Source organism: Streptococcus shenyangsis (assembly GCF_006385785.1).
GTDB lineage: Bacteria > Bacillota > Bacilli > Lactobacillales > Streptococcaceae > Streptococcus > Streptococcus shenyangsis.
The window spans coordinates 79,689-94,647 of the sequence record NZ_VFSH01000002.1 but is presented as its reverse complement, the minus strand read 5'-3'; the positions used below and the strand labels follow the sequence as shown (position 1 = coordinate 94,647).

16 protein-coding genes are annotated in these 14,959 nt (G+C 43.0%); 15 read left to right on the top strand and 1 reads right to left on the bottom strand.

Annotated features, from left to right (window positions below):
- Positions 1–6 precede the first annotated feature (6 nt).
- The 12 genes from FJR77_RS02115 (at position 7) to FJR77_RS02060 (ending at position 10,074) form a co-directional block, all read left to right on the top strand.
- The gene (locus FJR77_RS02115; RefSeq protein ID WP_140833217.1) at positions 7–1,269 is read left to right on the top strand and encodes a glutamate-5-semialdehyde dehydrogenase; all 1,263 of its coding nucleotides are present in this window, start codon (positions 7–9) and stop codon (positions 1,267–1,269) included.
- Between the two features lie 3 nt (positions 1,270–1,272).
- Positions 1,273–2,070: a pyrroline-5-carboxylate reductase gene (proC, locus tag FJR77_RS02110; protein ID WP_140833219.1), complete on the top strand. Its 798-nt coding sequence runs from the start codon at positions 1,273–1,275 to the stop codon at positions 2,068–2,070.
- A 113-nt stretch (positions 2,071–2,183) separates the two neighbouring features.
- The gene (gene tmk / locus FJR77_RS02105; RefSeq protein ID WP_140833221.1) at positions 2,184–2,822 is read left to right on the top strand and encodes a dTMP kinase; all 639 of its coding nucleotides are present in this window, start codon (positions 2,184–2,186) and stop codon (positions 2,820–2,822) included.
- Entirely contained in the window at positions 2,819–3,709 is an 891-nt protein-coding gene (locus tag FJR77_RS02100; protein WP_140833223.1) for a DNA polymerase III subunit delta', read from the top strand. Before tmk ends, FJR77_RS02100 begins: the two co-directional genes overlap by 4 nt.
- Positions 3,710–3,748: 39 nt before the next feature.
- Positions 3,749–4,066, top strand: a complete 318-nt coding sequence (gene yabA, locus FJR77_RS02095) for a DNA replication initiation control protein YabA (protein ID WP_000358228.1) — start codon at positions 3,749–3,751, stop codon at positions 4,064–4,066.
- Positions 4,067–4,068: 2 nt separating this feature from the next.
- Entirely contained in the window at positions 4,069–4,947 is an 879-nt protein-coding gene (rsmI, locus tag FJR77_RS02090) for a 16S rRNA (cytidine(1402)-2'-O)-methyltransferase (RefSeq protein ID WP_140833225.1), read from the top strand.
- Positions 4,948–5,135: 188 nt separating this feature from the next.
- Entirely contained in the window at positions 5,136–6,470 is a 1,335-nt protein-coding gene (gene trmFO / locus FJR77_RS02085) for a methylenetetrahydrofolate--tRNA-(uracil(54)-C(5))-methyltransferase (FADH(2)-oxidizing) TrmFO (protein WP_140833227.1), read from the top strand.
- Between the two features lie 83 nt (positions 6,471–6,553).
- Entirely contained in the window at positions 6,554–7,291 is a 738-nt protein-coding gene (gene pyrH / locus FJR77_RS02080) for a UMP kinase (RefSeq protein ID WP_000002996.1), read from the top strand.
- Between the two features lie 8 nt (positions 7,292–7,299).
- Complete coding sequence (frr, locus tag FJR77_RS02075) at positions 7,300–7,857, top strand: ribosome recycling factor (protein ID WP_001262225.1); 558 nt, start codon at positions 7,300–7,302, stop codon at positions 7,855–7,857.
- 59 nt (positions 7,858–7,916) lie between these two features.
- Positions 7,917–8,771 (top strand): RNA-binding virulence regulatory protein CvfB, encoded by an 855-nt coding sequence (cvfB, locus tag FJR77_RS02070; protein WP_049488665.1) that lies wholly within the window; start codon positions 7,917–7,919, stop codon positions 8,769–8,771.
- An 8-nt stretch (positions 8,772–8,779) separates the two neighbouring features.
- A complete protein-coding gene (locus tag FJR77_RS02065; RefSeq protein ID WP_001232084.1) occupies positions 8,780–8,995 on the top strand; it encodes a YozE family protein in 216 nt (71 codons plus the stop codon).
- A gap of 83 nt (positions 8,996–9,078) precedes the next feature.
- Positions 9,079–10,074 (top strand): PhoH family protein, encoded by a 996-nt coding sequence (locus tag FJR77_RS02060; protein ID WP_140833229.1) that lies wholly within the window; start codon positions 9,079–9,081, stop codon positions 10,072–10,074.
- Between the two features lie 56 nt (positions 10,075–10,130).
- Here the strand turns inward: FJR77_RS02060 and ald are convergent, their stop codons facing one another.
- Positions 10,131–11,243 (bottom strand): alanine dehydrogenase, encoded by a 1,113-nt coding sequence (ald, locus tag FJR77_RS02055; RefSeq protein WP_140833231.1) that lies wholly within the window; start codon positions 11,241–11,243, stop codon positions 10,131–10,133.
- Between the two features lie 170 nt (positions 11,244–11,413).
- Here ald and FJR77_RS02050 point away from each other — a divergent pair, with 170 nt between their 5' ends.
- The 3 genes from FJR77_RS02050 (at position 11,414) to FJR77_RS02040 (ending at position 14,909) form a co-directional block, all read left to right on the top strand.
- Positions 11,414–11,983 carry a GNAT family N-acetyltransferase gene (locus tag FJR77_RS02050; protein WP_125451245.1) on the top strand — a complete coding sequence of 190 codons (570 nt, stop codon included), beginning with the start codon at positions 11,414–11,416 and terminating at the stop codon, positions 11,981–11,983.
- 66 nt (positions 11,984–12,049) lie between these two features.
- Entirely contained in the window at positions 12,050–12,691 is a 642-nt protein-coding gene (locus FJR77_RS02045; RefSeq protein ID WP_125451246.1) for a helix-hairpin-helix domain-containing protein, read from the top strand.
- On the top strand, positions 12,675–14,909 hold the full coding sequence (locus tag FJR77_RS02040) for a DNA internalization-related competence protein ComEC/Rec2 (protein WP_140833233.1): 2,235 nt from the start codon (positions 12,675–12,677) through the stop codon (positions 14,907–14,909). The genes FJR77_RS02045 and FJR77_RS02040 overlap by 17 nt, the downstream gene beginning before the upstream one ends.
- Positions 14,910–14,959: the final 50 nt, after the last annotated feature.

Here is a 14,959-nt window from a genome sequence, read left to right as displayed (position 1 = left end):
TAAACTATGGTAAGTACACAAGAACAATTTGAACAGGTACAGGCTGTTAAAAAATCGATCAACACAGCTAGTGAAGTCGTGAAAAACCAAGCCCTGCTAGACATGGCTGATTACTTAGTGGCTGCTACTGAGGAGATTTTAGCGGCCAATGCTCTCGATATGGCAGCGGCCAAGGGTAAAATCTCAGATGTGATGCTGGATCGTCTTTATTTGGATGCAGGTCGTATAGAAGCGATGGCAACTGGAATTCGTGAAGTGGTTGCCTTACCAGATCCAATCGGTGAAGTTTTAGAAACCAATCATCTTGAAAATGGTTTGGTTATCACAAAGAAGCGTGTAGCTATGGGCGTTATTGGTATTATCTATGAAAGCCGTCCAAATGTGACGTCTGATGCGGCTGCTTTGGCTCTCAAGAGTGGAAATGCGGTTGTTCTTCGTAGTGGTAAGGACGCCTATCAAACAGCCCATGCTATTGTCACAGCCTTGAAGAAGGGCTTGGAAACGACTACTATTCACCCAGATGTGATTCAACTAGTGGAAGATACCAGTCGAGAAAGTAGCTATGCCATGATGAAGGCAAAGGGTTATCTAGACCTTCTCATCCCTCGCGGAGGAGCTGGCTTGATTAATGCAGTGGTTGAGAATGCTATTGTGCCTGTTATTGAGACAGGGACTGGTATTGTCCATGTTTATGTGGATAAGGATGCAGACGAAGACAAGGCTCTGTCTATCATCAACAATGCTAAAACCAGTCGTCCTTCTGTTTGTAATGCCATGGAGGTTCTGCTTGTTCATGAAGATAAGGCAGCAAGCTTCCTTCCTCGTTTGGAGCAAGTGCTAGTTGTCGATCGAAAAGAAGCTGGACTTGAACCGATTCAATTTCGTTTAGATGAAAAAGCTAGTCGATATATTTCTGGACAAGCAGCAGAGATCCAAGACTTTGACACCGAGTTTTTAGACTATATCCTAGCGGTTAAGGTCGTTAGCAGTTTAGAAGAAGCGGTTGAGCATATTGAAGCACACAGCACCCATCATTCGGATGCGATTGTGACTGAAAATTCTGGTGCTGCTGCTTACTTTACAGACCAAGTGGACTCGGCAGCAGTTTATGTCAATGCTTCAACGCGTTTCACCGATGGAGGTCAATTTGGTCTGGGATGTGAAATGGGGATTTCTACTCAGAAATTGCATGCGCGTGGTCCCATGGGCTTGAAGGAATTGACCAGCTACAAGTATGTGGTTACTGGTGACGGACAGATAAGGGAGTAAGAGATGAAGATTGGATTTATCGGTTTGGGGAATATGGGAGCTAGCTTGGCTAAGGCTGTTTTGCAGGCCAAGACGTGTGATGACATTCTTCTTGCCAATCGTAGTCAAGCCAAGGTTGATGCTTTCATCGCCAACTTTGGTGGTCAGGCTTCCAGCAATGAAGAGATTTTTGCAGAAGCAGATGTGATTTTTCTAGGAGTGAAGCCTGCTCAGTTTTCTGAACTGCTTTCTCAATATCAGACCATTCTTGAAAAAAGAGAAAGTCTTCTTTTGATTTCGATGGCAGCTGGATTGACCTTGGAAAAACTGGCTAGTCTTCTTCCAAGTCAACACCGAATTATTCGTATGATGCCAAATACCCCTGCTTCTATCGGTCAAGGAGTCATTAGTTATGCCTTGTCTTCTAATTGCAGGGCTGAGGACAGTGAGCTATTTTGTCAGCTTTTAACTAAGGCTGGTCTCTTGGTTGAACTAGGAGAAGGTTTAATCGACGCAGCGACAGGTCTTGCAGGTTGTGGACCAGCCTTTGTCTATCTTTTTATCGAGGCCTTGGCAGATGCAGGTGTTCAGACTGGATTGCCACGAGAAACAGCATTGAAAATGGCAGCTCAAACTGTGGTAGGAGCTGGGCAATTGGTCTTAGAAAGCCAGCAACATCCTGGAGTTTTGAAAGACCAAGTATGCAGCCCAGGCGGTTCGACTATCGCTGGTGTAGCAAGCTTAGAAGCACATGCCTTTAGAGGAACCGTTATGGAGGCAGTCAAAAAAGCCTACAAACGAACTAAAAAACTGGGTAAATAAGAGGTGGCTTTGACTGCCTCTTTTATGGTGGTTGAAATGAGAAGACAAAAAGATTGTCACAAACCCCTATTTTTTTGATAGAATAGAAGTAGTAAAAAAGAAATGAGTTAGACATGTCAAAAGGATTTTTAGTCTCTCTTGAGGGACCAGAGGGAGCAGGAAAGACCAGTGTTTTAGAGGCACTGTTACCAATTTTAGAGGAAAAAGGGGTAGGGGTGCTGACGACCCGTGAACCTGGCGGAGTCTTGATTGGGGAGAAGATTCGTCAAGTAATTTTGGACCCAAGTCATACTCAGATGGATGCTAAAACAGAGCTTTTACTCTATATCGCCAGTCGCAGACAGCACTTGGTGGAAAAAGTTCTTCCAGCACTTGAAGCTGGTAAGTTGGTCATTATAGACCGCTTTATTGATAGTTCTCTTGCATATCAGGGATTTGGTCGTGGTTTGGATATTGACGCCATTGATTGGCTCAATCAGTTTGCGACAGATGGCCTTAAACCTGATTTGACACTCTATTTTGACATCGAGGTGGAAGAAGGGCTGGCTCGTATTGCTGCTAATAGTGACCGCGAGGTCAATCGTTTGGACTTGGAAGGGTTGGACTTGCATAAAAAAGTCCGTCAAGGCTACCTTTCTCTTCTGGACAAAGAAAGAAATCGCATTGTCAAGATTGATGCCAGTCTCCCATTGGATGAGGTTGTGGAAACGACCAAGGATGTCTTATTTGACAGAATGGGATTATCTAAATGAAACAAGATCAACTAAAGGATTGGCAGCCAGATCAGTTTGACCGCTTTGTCCGTATCCTAGAACAAGACCAGCTCAATCATGCCTACCTCTTTTCAGGTTTCTTTGGAAGCTTGGAAATGGCGCAGTTCTTGGCTAAGAGCCTCTTTTGTACGGATAAGGTAGGCGTTTTACCGTGTGAGAAATGCCGAAATTGTAAGCTGATTGAACAGGGAGAATTTCCCGATGTCACCTTGATTAAGCCAGTCAATCAGGTCATTAAGACAGAACGGATTCGAGAATTGGTGGGGCAGTTTTCTCAAGCAGGGATTGAAAGTCAGCAACAGGTCTTTATCATTGAACAAGCTGAGAAAATGCATCCCAACGCAGCTAATTCTCTGCTCAAGGTCATCGAAGAACCCCAGAGTGAGGTTTACATTTTTTTCCTGACCAGCGACGAAGAAAAGATTTTACCGACAATACGAAGTCGGACCCAGATTTTCCACTTTAAAAAGCAAGAAGAAAAACTTATCTTGCTTTTAGAACAAATGGGACTGGTTAAGAAAAAAGCAACTTTTTTAGCTCAGTTTGCTCAATCGCGAGCTGAAGCAGAAAAGTTGGCAAATCAGGCAAGTTTTTGGACCTTGGTTGATGAAAGTGAACGCCTGACGACTTGGTTAGTAGCTAAGAAAAAAGAAAGTTATTTGCAGGCTGCTAAATTAGCTAGCTTGGCAGATGACAAGGAAAAACAAGATCAGGTTTTACGGATTCTTGAAGTTTTCTGTGGGCAAGATATCCTGCAAGCAAGAGTTCGGGTGATTCTACAAGATTTGTTAGAAGCTAGAAAAATGTGGCAGGCTAATGTCAGCTTTCAAAATGCCATGGAATATCTGGTCTTAAAAGAAATATAAACTCAAAAATGAAGGATAAAGAAAGGAAAGGGCTGTTTTATGGACAAAAAAGAATTATTTGACGCGCTGGATGATTTTTCCCAACAGTTGTTGGTAACCTTGGCCGATGTGGAAGCCATCAAGAAAAATCTCAAGAGCCTGGTAGAGGAAAATACAGCTCTTCGCTTGGAAAATAGTAAGTTGCGCGAACGCTTGGGTGAGGTGGAAGCAGATGCTCCCGTCAAGGCCAAACATGTTCGCGAAAGTGTCCGTCGCATTTACCGTGATGGATTTCACGTTTGTAATGATTTTTATGGACAACGTCGAGAGCAGGACGAGGAATGTATGTTCTGTGACGAGTTGTTATACAGGGAGTAGGCATGCAGATTCAAAAAAGTTTTAAGGGGCAGTCTCCCTATGGCAAGCTGTATCTAGTGGCAACGCCGATTGGCAATCTAGACGATATGACCTTTCGAGCTATCCAGACCTTGACAGAAGTGGACTGGATTGCTGCTGAGGACACGCGCAATACAGGGCTTTTGCTCAAGCATTTTGACATTTCTACCAAACAGATTAGTTTTCATGAGCACAATGCCAAGGAAAAGATTCCTGATTTGATTGATTTCCTGAAAGCAGGGCAAAGTATTGCTCAGGTATCCGATGCAGGTCTGCCTAGCATTTCAGACCCTGGCCATGATTTGGTCAAGGCTGCGATTGAGGAAGAAATCGCAGTTATCACTGTTCCAGGTGCCTCTGCAGGAATTTCTGCCTTGATTGCCAGTGGTTTAGCGCCACAGCCACACATATTTTACGGCTTCTTACCCAGAAAATCAGGCCAGCAAAAGCAATTTTTCGACTTGAAAAAAGACTATCCAGAAACTCAAATTTTCTATGAATCGCCTCATCGTGTGGCAGATACGCTAGAAAATATGCTAGAAGTCTATGGTGACCGCTCGGTAGTCTTGGTAAGAGAATTGACAAAGATTTACGAAGAATACCAACGAGGAAAAATCTCTGAATTGCTGGAAAGTATCGCTGAAACGCCTCTCAAGGGTGAATGCCTTCTCATCGTGGAAGGTGCCAGTCAGGATGTGGAGGAAAAAGACGAGGAAGACTTGTTCTTAGAAATCCAAGCCCGCATACAGCAAGGTATGAAGAAAAATCAAGCCATTAAGGAAGTAGCTAAGTTTTACCAGTGTAATAAAAGCCAGCTTTACGCTGCCTACCATGACTGGGAAGAAAAACAAGAAAATGACTAAACAGGGAAGTTTGCCTTCTTCCCTTTTTTTGTTATACTAGTAGAAGAAAAAAATAGAAAGATTTGTGGGAGTGAAAAAGTCCGGGGGGACTTTTTCAGCCTGAGCCAGAAAACTCGAGAGCGAGGAAAGTCCGATTGGCTTTTTCAATGTGAAACTTGTCTTCACACTCCCAAAGAGGTATTAGTGTCGTGTCTCAATCTTATATCAATGTTATCGGTGCTGGTTTGGCAGGTTCTGAAGCAGCCTACCAAATCGCAGAGCGTGGTATTCCAGTTAAACTTTATGAAATGCGTGGTGTCAAGTCAACACCTCAACATAAAACAGACAATTTTGCTGAGTTAGTTTGTTCTAATTCCCTTCGTGGGGATGCTCTTACAAATGCTGTCGGGCTTCTCAAGGAAGAAATGCGTCGCTTGGGTTCTGTTATTTTGGAATCTGCTGAGGCTACACGGGTTCCTGCAGGTGGTGCGCTTGCGGTGGACCGTGATGGTTTCTCACAGATGGTGACTGAAAAAGTGACCAACCACCCCTTGATTGAAGTGGTTCGTGATGAAATTACAGAATTACCAACAGATGTTATCACAGTTGTGGCTACTGGTCCCTTGACTAGTGATGCCCTAGCTGAGAAAATTCATGCCCTTAATAATGGAGATGGTTTCTATTTCTACGATGCGGCAGCGCCTATTATCGACGTCAATACCATCGATATGAGCAAGGTCTATCTCAAATCACGTTATGATAAGGGAGAAGCGGCCTACCTCAATGCTCCAATGACCAAGCAAGAGTTTATGGATTTCCATGAAGCCTTGGTCAATGCTGAAGAAGCACCGCTTAATTCTTTTGAAAAAGAAAAGTACTTTGAAGGATGTATGCCTATCGAAGTCATGGCCAAACGTGGCATTAAAACTATGCTTTATGGTCCTATGAAACCAGTCGGTTTGGAGTATCCAGACGACTATACTGGACCTCGTGATGGCGAATTCAAAACACCTTATGCTGTGGTTCAACTTCGTCAGGACAATGCGGCTGGTAGCCTATACAATATCGTCGGTTTCCAAACCCATCTCAAATGGGGAGAACAAAAGCGCGTCTTCCAAATGATTCCAGGTCTTGAAAATGCGGAGTTTGTTCGTTATGGTGTTATGCACCGCAATTCTTACATGGATTCACCAAATCTTCTGGAGCAGACTTACCGTTCTAAGAAACAACCAAATCTCTTCTTTGCTGGTCAGATGACGGGTGTGGAAGGCTATGTTGAATCAGCAGCGTCAGGATTAGTTGCGGGAATTAATGCAGCTCGTCTTTTCAAGGGAGAAAGTCCAGCTATTTTCCCAGAGACGACAGCGATTGGCAGTCTGGCTCATTACATCACCCATGCGGACAGCAAACATTTCCAACCAATGAATGTCAATTTTGGAATTATCAAGGAGTTGGAAGGTGAGCGTATTCGTGATAAGAAGGCTCGTTATGAAAAAATTGCAGAGCGTGCCCTCAGCGACTTAGAGGAATTTTTGACTGTCTAATTTTTTTGAAAGAATTGCTCATGATACTATAAAAATCTTAGAAATTGTGATAAAATAGGTAGGATAAAAAAAGGAGAGTGAAAATGGCGAATCCCAAGTATAAACGTATTTTAATCAAGTTATCAGGTGAAGCCCTTGCCGGTGAACGTGGCGTAGGGATTGATATCCAAACAGTTCAAACAATCGCAAAAGAGATTCAAGAAGTTCATAGCTTAGGTATCGAAATTGCCCTTGTTATTGGTGGAGGAAATCTCTGGCGTGGTGAACCTGCTGCAGAAGCAGGAATGGACCGAGTTCAGGCAGATTACACAGGAATGCTTGGGACCGTTATGAATGCTCTTGTGATGGCAGATTCATTGCAACAAGTTGGTGTCGATACTCGAGTGCAAACTGCCATTGCCATGCAACAAGTGGCAGAGCCTTATGTCCGTGGACGTGCCCTTCGTCACCTTGAAAAAGGCCGTATCGTTATCTTTGGTGCTGGAATTGGTTCACCTTACTTCTCAACTGATACAACAGCAGCCCTTCGTGCAGCTGAAATAGAAGCGGATGCCATCCTCATGGCTAAAAATGGTGTCGATGGTGTTTACAATGCCGATCCTAAGAAAGACAAGACAGCTGTTAAGTTTGAAGAATTGACCCACCGTGACGTTATCAATAAAGGTCTTCGTATCATGGACTCAACAGCTTCAACCCTCTCAATGGACAACGACATTGACTTGGTTGTCTTCAATATGAATCAACCAGGCAACATCAAACGTGTCGTATTTGGTGAAAATATCGGAACAACAGTTTCAAATAATATCGAAGAAAAGGAATAAAAAAGATTATGGCTAACGCAATTATTGAAAAAGCTAAAGAGAGAATGACCCAGTCTCACCAATCACTTGCTCGTGAATTTGGTGGTATCCGTGCCGGCCGTGCCAATGCAAGCTTGCTTGACCGTGTACATGTAGAATACTATGGAGTAGAAACTCCTCTTAATCAAATCGCTTCAATTACGATTCCAGAAGCACGTGTTTTGTTGGTAACACCATTTGACAAGTCTTCATTGAAAGATATCGAACGTGCTTTGAACGCTTCTGATCTTGGTATTACACCAGCTAACGACGGTTCTGTGATTCGCTTGGTTATCCCTGCTCTTACAGAAGAAACTCGTCGTGACCTTGCTAAAGAAGTGAAGAAGGTCGGTGAGAATGCTAAAGTGGCTGTTCGCAATATCCGTCGTGATGCTATGGACGAAGCAAAGAAACAAGAAAAAGCAAAAGAAATCACTGAAGACGAATTGAAGACTCTTGAAAAAGATATTCAAAAAGTAACAGACGATGCTGTTAAACACATCGACGACATGACTGCCAACAAAGAGAAAGAACTTTTGGAAGTCTAAAAATAAACAGAAAAACTCAGTTGGCATTGCTGGCTGAGTTTTATTCGAAAGAAGGAAATATGAATACAAATCTTGCAAGTTTTATCGTTGGACTCATCATCGATGAAAATGATCGTTTTTACTTTGTGCAAAAGGATGGCCAGACCTATGCGCTTGCCAAGGAAGAAGGTCAACATACAGTAGGCGACACGGTTAAAGGTTTTGCCTACACGGATATGAAGCAAAAGCTCCGCTTGACCACTTTAGAAGTAACTGCCACTCAGGACCAATTTGGTTGGGGAACTGTAACAGAAGTACGCAAGGACTTGGGAGTCTTTGTCGATACAGGCCTACCTGACAAGGAAATCGTTGTGTCACTCGATATCCTCCCTGAGCTCAAGGAACTCTGGCCTAAGAAGGGAGACCAACTCTACATCCGTCTTGAAGTGGACAAGAAAGACCGTATCTGGGGCCTCTTGGCTTATCAAGAAGACTTCCAACGTCTAGCTCGTCCTGCTTACAACAATATGCAGAACCAAAACTGGCCAGCCATTGTTTACCGTCTCAAGTTGTCAGGAACTTTTGTTTACCTGCCAGAGAATAACATGCTTGGCTTTATCCATCCTAGCGAGCGCTACGCAGAGCCACGTTTGGGGCAAGTCTTAGATGCGCGTGTCATTGGTTTCCGCGAGGTTGACCGTACGCTGAATCTCTCCCTCAAACCACGTTCCTTTGAAATGTTGGAAAATGATGCTCAGATGATTTTGACTTACTTGGAAAGTAATGGAGGTTTTATGACCTTGAATGATAAGTCATCCCCTGAGGATATCAAGGCAACCTTTGGTATTTCTAAAGGTCAGTTTAAGAAAGCACTCGGTGGCTTGATGAAGGCTGGTAAAATCAAGCAAGACCAGTTTGGGACAGAGTTGATTTAGGGAGACATATGAGAAAATCATTTTACACTTGGCTCATGACCGAGCGCAACCCTAAAAGTAACAGCCCCAAAGCAATTTTGGCAGACCTCGCTTTTGAAGAGTCAGCCTTCCCAAAACACACAGATGATTTTGATGAGGTGAGTCGCTTTTTGGAGGAGCACGCTAGTTTCTCTTTCAACCTAGGAGACTTTGACGCTATCTGGCAAGAATACTTAGAACACTAGCGTATTCACTGGGTTTGGGCTAGTAATTTCTCCCTCCCTCTGCTATAATAAAAAGAAATAAAAGAATTAGAGAGGTTCTTTATTTGAAGGAACATTCAATAGACATTCAACTGAGTCATCCAGATGACCTGTTTCATCTTTTTGGTTCCAATGAACGCCATCTTCGTTTGATGGAAGAAGAGCTTGATGTGGTGATTCATGCTCGTACGGAGATTGTGCAGGTTTTGGGAGAGGAGACTGCCTGTGAAGAGGCTCGTCAGGTTATTCAAGCCCTCATGGTCTTGGTAAATCGTGGGATGACCGTTGGTACGCCAGATGTGGTCACTGCGATTAGCATGGTCAAAAACGATGAAATCGACAAGTTTGTCGCCCTTTACGAAGAAGAAATTATCAAGGACAATACAGGGAAGCCTATCCGTGTCAAAACCTTGGGTCAAAAACTTTATGTGGATAGTGTCAAACAGCATGATGTGACCTTTGGAATCGGGCCCGCAGGAACAGGGAAGACCTTTCTTGCAGTTACTTTGGCCGTGACTGCCCTTAAACGTGGCCAGGTCAAACGAATTATCTTGACACGTCCAGCGGTTGAGGCAGGAGAGAGTCTAGGTTTTCTTCCGGGTGATCTTAAAGAGAAGGTAGATCCTTACCTTAGACCTGTTTATGATGCCTTGTATCAGATTCTAGGCAAAGACCAGACGACTCGTCTCATGGAGCGTGAAATTATCGAGATTGCACCCCTTGCCTATATGCGTGGACGGACCTTGGAGGATGCCTTTGTCATTCTCGATGAGGCGCAAAATACGACTATCATGCAGATGAAGATGTTCTTAACTCGTTTAGGATTTAATTCTAAGATGATTGTCAATGGAGATATCAGTCAGATTGATCTTCCGCGTAATGTCAAGTCCGGTTTGATTGATGCCCAAGAGAAACTCAAGAATATCCATCAGATTGACTTTGTTCATTTTTCAGCCAAGGATGTGGTTCGCCATCCAGTTGTCGCTCAGATTATCCGAGCTTATGAACCAGCTCCAGTTAAAAAAGAAGAGCGTGAAGAAGTCCAAGAAGAAAGAGAATAGCAAAAAAGAGCAGTTCAGGTGGAATTGCTCTTTCTTTTATCTGATAATTAGATTTTTTAGATTAGTTCATCAATTGGAGTATGTTTTTTATCGAGACCTTGGGCTACTGGAAGACTGGTTAAGTAACCTTGATAAGTAGTAACACCTTGGCGCAAGCCCTCATCCTCAGAGATTGCTTGTACAAAACCTTTACCAGCCAAAGCTTCAATATAAGGAAGAGTGACATTGGTTAGGGCAATGGTTGAAGTACGAGCAACCGCACCAGGGATGTTGGCAACGGCATAGTGGAGAACACCGTGTTTTTCATATACAGGCTCATCGTGCGTTGTCACACGGTCAGCTGTCTCGATAACACCACCTTGGTCAACGGCAACGTCAACGATGACAGATCCTGGACGCATTTGCTTGACCATCTCATCTGTGACCAGTTTTGGTGCCTTGGCACCTGGGATGAGAACCGCTCCGATCACCACATCCGCATCTTTCACACTGGCTTCGATGTTGAATGAATTGGACATAAGGGTTTGGATTTGATGACCAAAGACTTCTTCGAGGACTGAAAGACGTTTAGCACTGATATCAAGGATGGTTACTTGAGCACCAAGACCAAGCGCAATTCGAGCAGCATGGGTCCCTACGACACCGCCACCGATGATGGTTACTTTCCCTTTAGGTACACCCGGCACACCACCCAGTAAGACACCAGAACCTCCTGCTTGCTTAGTTAGGAAATGGGCGCCGATTTGGACTGCCATACGGCCTGCAACCTCACTCATAGGTACGAGGAGTGGTAATTGACCTTGGGAATCACGGACAGTTTCATAGGCAATCCCAGTTGTTTTTGCTTCCAACATAGCATCTGCTAATTCTGGAGCAGCGGCCATGTGCAAGTAGGTGAAGAGAAGCAGGTCGTCACGTAAGTAACCATATTCAGAAGCTAGTGGTTCTTTTACTTTTACGACCAATTCAGCTGCCCAGGCTTCACCAGCAGTAGCGACAATTTCAGCTCCTTGCTTTTGATAGTCAGCATCAGTAAAGCCAGAACCGAGACCAGCATTTGTTTCGATAAGGACGCGATGACCACGGCCGACTAAGCTGTGGACACCAGCAGGTGTTAGGGCAACACGGTTTTCATTATTCTTAATTTCTTTTGGAATTCCGATTAACATAGAGAAAAACTCCCTTTCTATTGACGGGTTGTAAATGATTTATCACATTATCTATAAAATAAGGTGATGATTTTATTCTATATGAAACCGCTTTAAAAAGCAAGAAAAATTTGTTGTAATTTATTTTTTATGCTAGACTGGTAGAAAATATTTTTAAATGGAGGAGAAGTATGGAATCAATCTTTTTAAAACTATCCCAGTATCCAACAATGGAGACAGAGCGTTTATTGCTTAGACCTGTAACTTTGGATGATGCGGAAGCAATGTTTGAATATGCCTCGGACAGAGAAAATACGCGTTACACTTTTCCAACCAATCAAAGCTTGGAAGAAACTCAAAATAATATTGCTCAGTTCTACTTGGCCAATCCCTTGGGACGGTGGGGGATAGGACTAAAAAGCAATGGCAAATTTATCGGAACCATTGATTTGCACAAGATTGATCCTGCTCTTAAGAAGGCAGCTATTGGCTATATTATCAATAAAAAGTATTGGAATCAAGGATTAACGACAGAAGCCAATCGTGCTGTGATTGAGCTAGCTTTTGAGAAGATAGGGATGAATAAGTTGATTGCCCTTCACGATAAGAATAATCCTGCGTCTGGAAAGGTCATGGAGAAATCAGGAATGCGTTTTTCCCACGAAGAAGCTTATGCTTGTATTGACCAGCATGAAGAAGGCCGAATCGTGACAAGAGTTCATTATGTCTTGACCAAGGAAGACTATTTTGCAAATAAATAAGCAGTTGAAAAGAAATTTTCAACTGTTTTTTCTTCCTCTTACGAATAATCTAAGAGAGGAGAAAATATGGAAGCAATTATCGAGAAAATCAAAGAGTATAAAATCATTGTCATCTGTACTGGTCTGGGCTTACTTGTAGGAGGATTTTTCCTGCTAAAACCATCTCCACAAACACCTGTCAAGGAAACGAATTTGCAGGCTGAAGTTGCAGCTGTTTCCAAGGATTCGGTATCCGAAAATGAAGTGAAGAAGGAAGAACCGGTTGAACAAGATCTAATCACAGTAGATGTAAAAGGCGCTGTTAAAGCACCTGGAATTTATGATTTGCCGGTAGGTAGTCGGGTCAATGATGCCGTTCAGAAGGCTGGTGGCTTGACAGAGCAAGCAGACAGCAAGTCGCTCAATCTAGCTCAGAAAGTTAGTGATGAAGCCCTGGTTTATGTTCCAACTAAGGGAGAAGAAGCAGCTAGTCAACAGACTGCTTCTGGGACGGCCTCTTCAACGAGCAAGGAAAAGAAAATCAATCTCAACAAGGCCAGTCTGGAAGAACTCAAGCAGGTCAAAGGCTTGGGAGGAAAACGAGCTCAGGATATTATCGATCATCGTGAGACTAATGGCAAATTCAAGTCGGTTGATGAACTTAAGAAGGTCTCTGGCATTGGTGCTAAAACGATAGAAAAGCTAAAAGACTATGTTACAGTGGATTAAGAAACTCCCTATTCCCCTAATTTACCTGAGTTTTCTATTGCTTTGGCTTTACTATTCTATTTTCTCAGCATACTATCTTGCTTTGTTAGGCTTTGTTTTTCTGCTAGTCTGTCTCTTTTTCCAATTTCCTTGGAAATCTGCTAGCAAAGTTCTAGTGATTTGTGGAATCTTTGGCTTCTGGTTTCTGTTTCAAAATTGGCAACAGAGTCAAGCAAGTCAAAATTTGGCGGATTCTGTTGAAAGGGTACGGATTTTGCCTGATACTATTAAAGTCAATGGTGACAGTCTATCCTTTCGTGGCAAGTCTGATGGACGCATTTTTCAAGTTTATTATAAACTCCAGTCCGAGGAGGAGAAAGAAACCTTTCAAGCTTTAACCGACATTCATGAGATAGGACTAGAAGGGAAGCTTTCGGAGCCAGAAGGGAAGAGAAATTTTGGTGGTTTCGACTACCAAACCTATCTGAAAACTCAGGGAATTTACCAGATTCTCAATATCAAAAAAATCCAGTCACTTCAAAAGGTTGGCAGTTTGGATATAGGTGAAAATCTGTCCAGTGTACGCCGAAAGGCTGTAGTTTGGATTAAGACGCATTTTCCAGACCCTATGCGGAACTACATGACAGGGCTCTTACTAGGACATCTGGACACCGACTTTGAGGAGATGAATGAGCTTTATTCTAGTCTAGGAATTATCCACCTCTTTGCCTTGTCGGGTATGCAGGTAGGTTTTTTCATGGATGGCTTTAAGAAACTTCTCTTGCGATTGGGCTTGACCCAAGAAAAGTTGAAATGGCTAACTTATCCCTTTTCCCTTATTTATGCAGGCCTGACTGGATTTTCAGCCTCGGTCATTCGCAGTCTCTTGCAAAAGTTACTGGCTCAACATGGTGTTAAGGGCTTGGATAATTTTGCTCTGACGGTGCTTGTCCTCTTTATTATCATGCCCAACTTTTTCTTGACAGCAGGAGGAGTCTTGTCCTGCGCTTATGCTTTTATCTTGACCATGACTAGCAAAGAAGGAGAGGGGCTTAAGGCTATTGCCAGAGAAAGTCTAGTCATTTCCTTGGGAATATTGCCCATTTTGTCCTTCTATTTTGCGGAATTTCAACCTTGGTCCATCCTTTTGACCTTTGTCTTTTCCTTTCTATTTGACTTGGTCTTCTTACCGCTCTTGTCTATCTTATTTGCCCTTTCCTTTCTCTATCCAGTCATTCAGCTGAATTTTATCTTTGAATGGTTGGAGGGAATGATTCGCTTGGTGTCGCAGGTGGCAAGTAGGCCTCTGGTCTTTGGACAACCCAATGTATGGCTTTTAATCTTATTGTTAATTTCCTTGGCTTTGGTCTATGATTTGAGGAAAAATATCAAAAGAGTAGCTGGCTTCAGCTTACTTATTGTGGGTCTCTTTTTCTTGACCAAGCATCCACTGGAAAATGAAATCACCATGCTGGATGTGGGGCAAGGTGAAAGTATTTTCTTACGGGATGTAACTGGTAAAACCATTCTCATAGATGTCGGTGGCAAGGCAGAATCTAATAAGAAAATCGAAAAATGGCAAGAAAAGGCGACGACCAGCAATGCACAGAGAAGCTTGATCCCCTATCTAAAAAGTCGAGGAGTAGCCAAGATTGATCAGCTAATTTTGACAAATACGGACAAGGAACATGTTGGAGATTTGCTGGAGGTGACCAAGGCATTCCATGTAGGGGAAATTTTAGTGTCCAAAGGCAGTCTGAAACAGAAGGAATTTGTTGCAGAACTACAGGTAACTCAAACCAAGGTGCGCAGTGTGACAGAAGGAGAAAACTTGCCAATTTTTGGAAGTCAGTTAGAAGTCCTATCTCCAAGGAAAATTGGAGATCATGAAGATACCCTGGTTTTGTATGGAAAACTCTTGGATAAAAACTTTCTCTTCACTGGAAATTTGGAGGAGAAAGGAGAGAAGGGCTTGCTGAAGCACTATCCAGACTTGAAAATTGATGTCTTGAAAGCTGGCCAACATGGCTCTAAACAATCATCAAGTTCAGCCTTTTTAGAACAGCTCAAACCAGAGGTGATTCTCATTTCAGTTGGAAAGAGCAATCGAACGAAACTCCCTCATCAGGAAACCTTGACCCGACTGGAAACTATCAATAGCAAAGTATATCGAACTGACCAGCAAGGGGCTATACGCTTTAAGGGTTGGAATAGTTGGAAAATCGAAAGCATTCGATAGGAGGAAAAGTTGTTATAGATTAGTAAGAAAACAAAAACCAAAAATCTGTT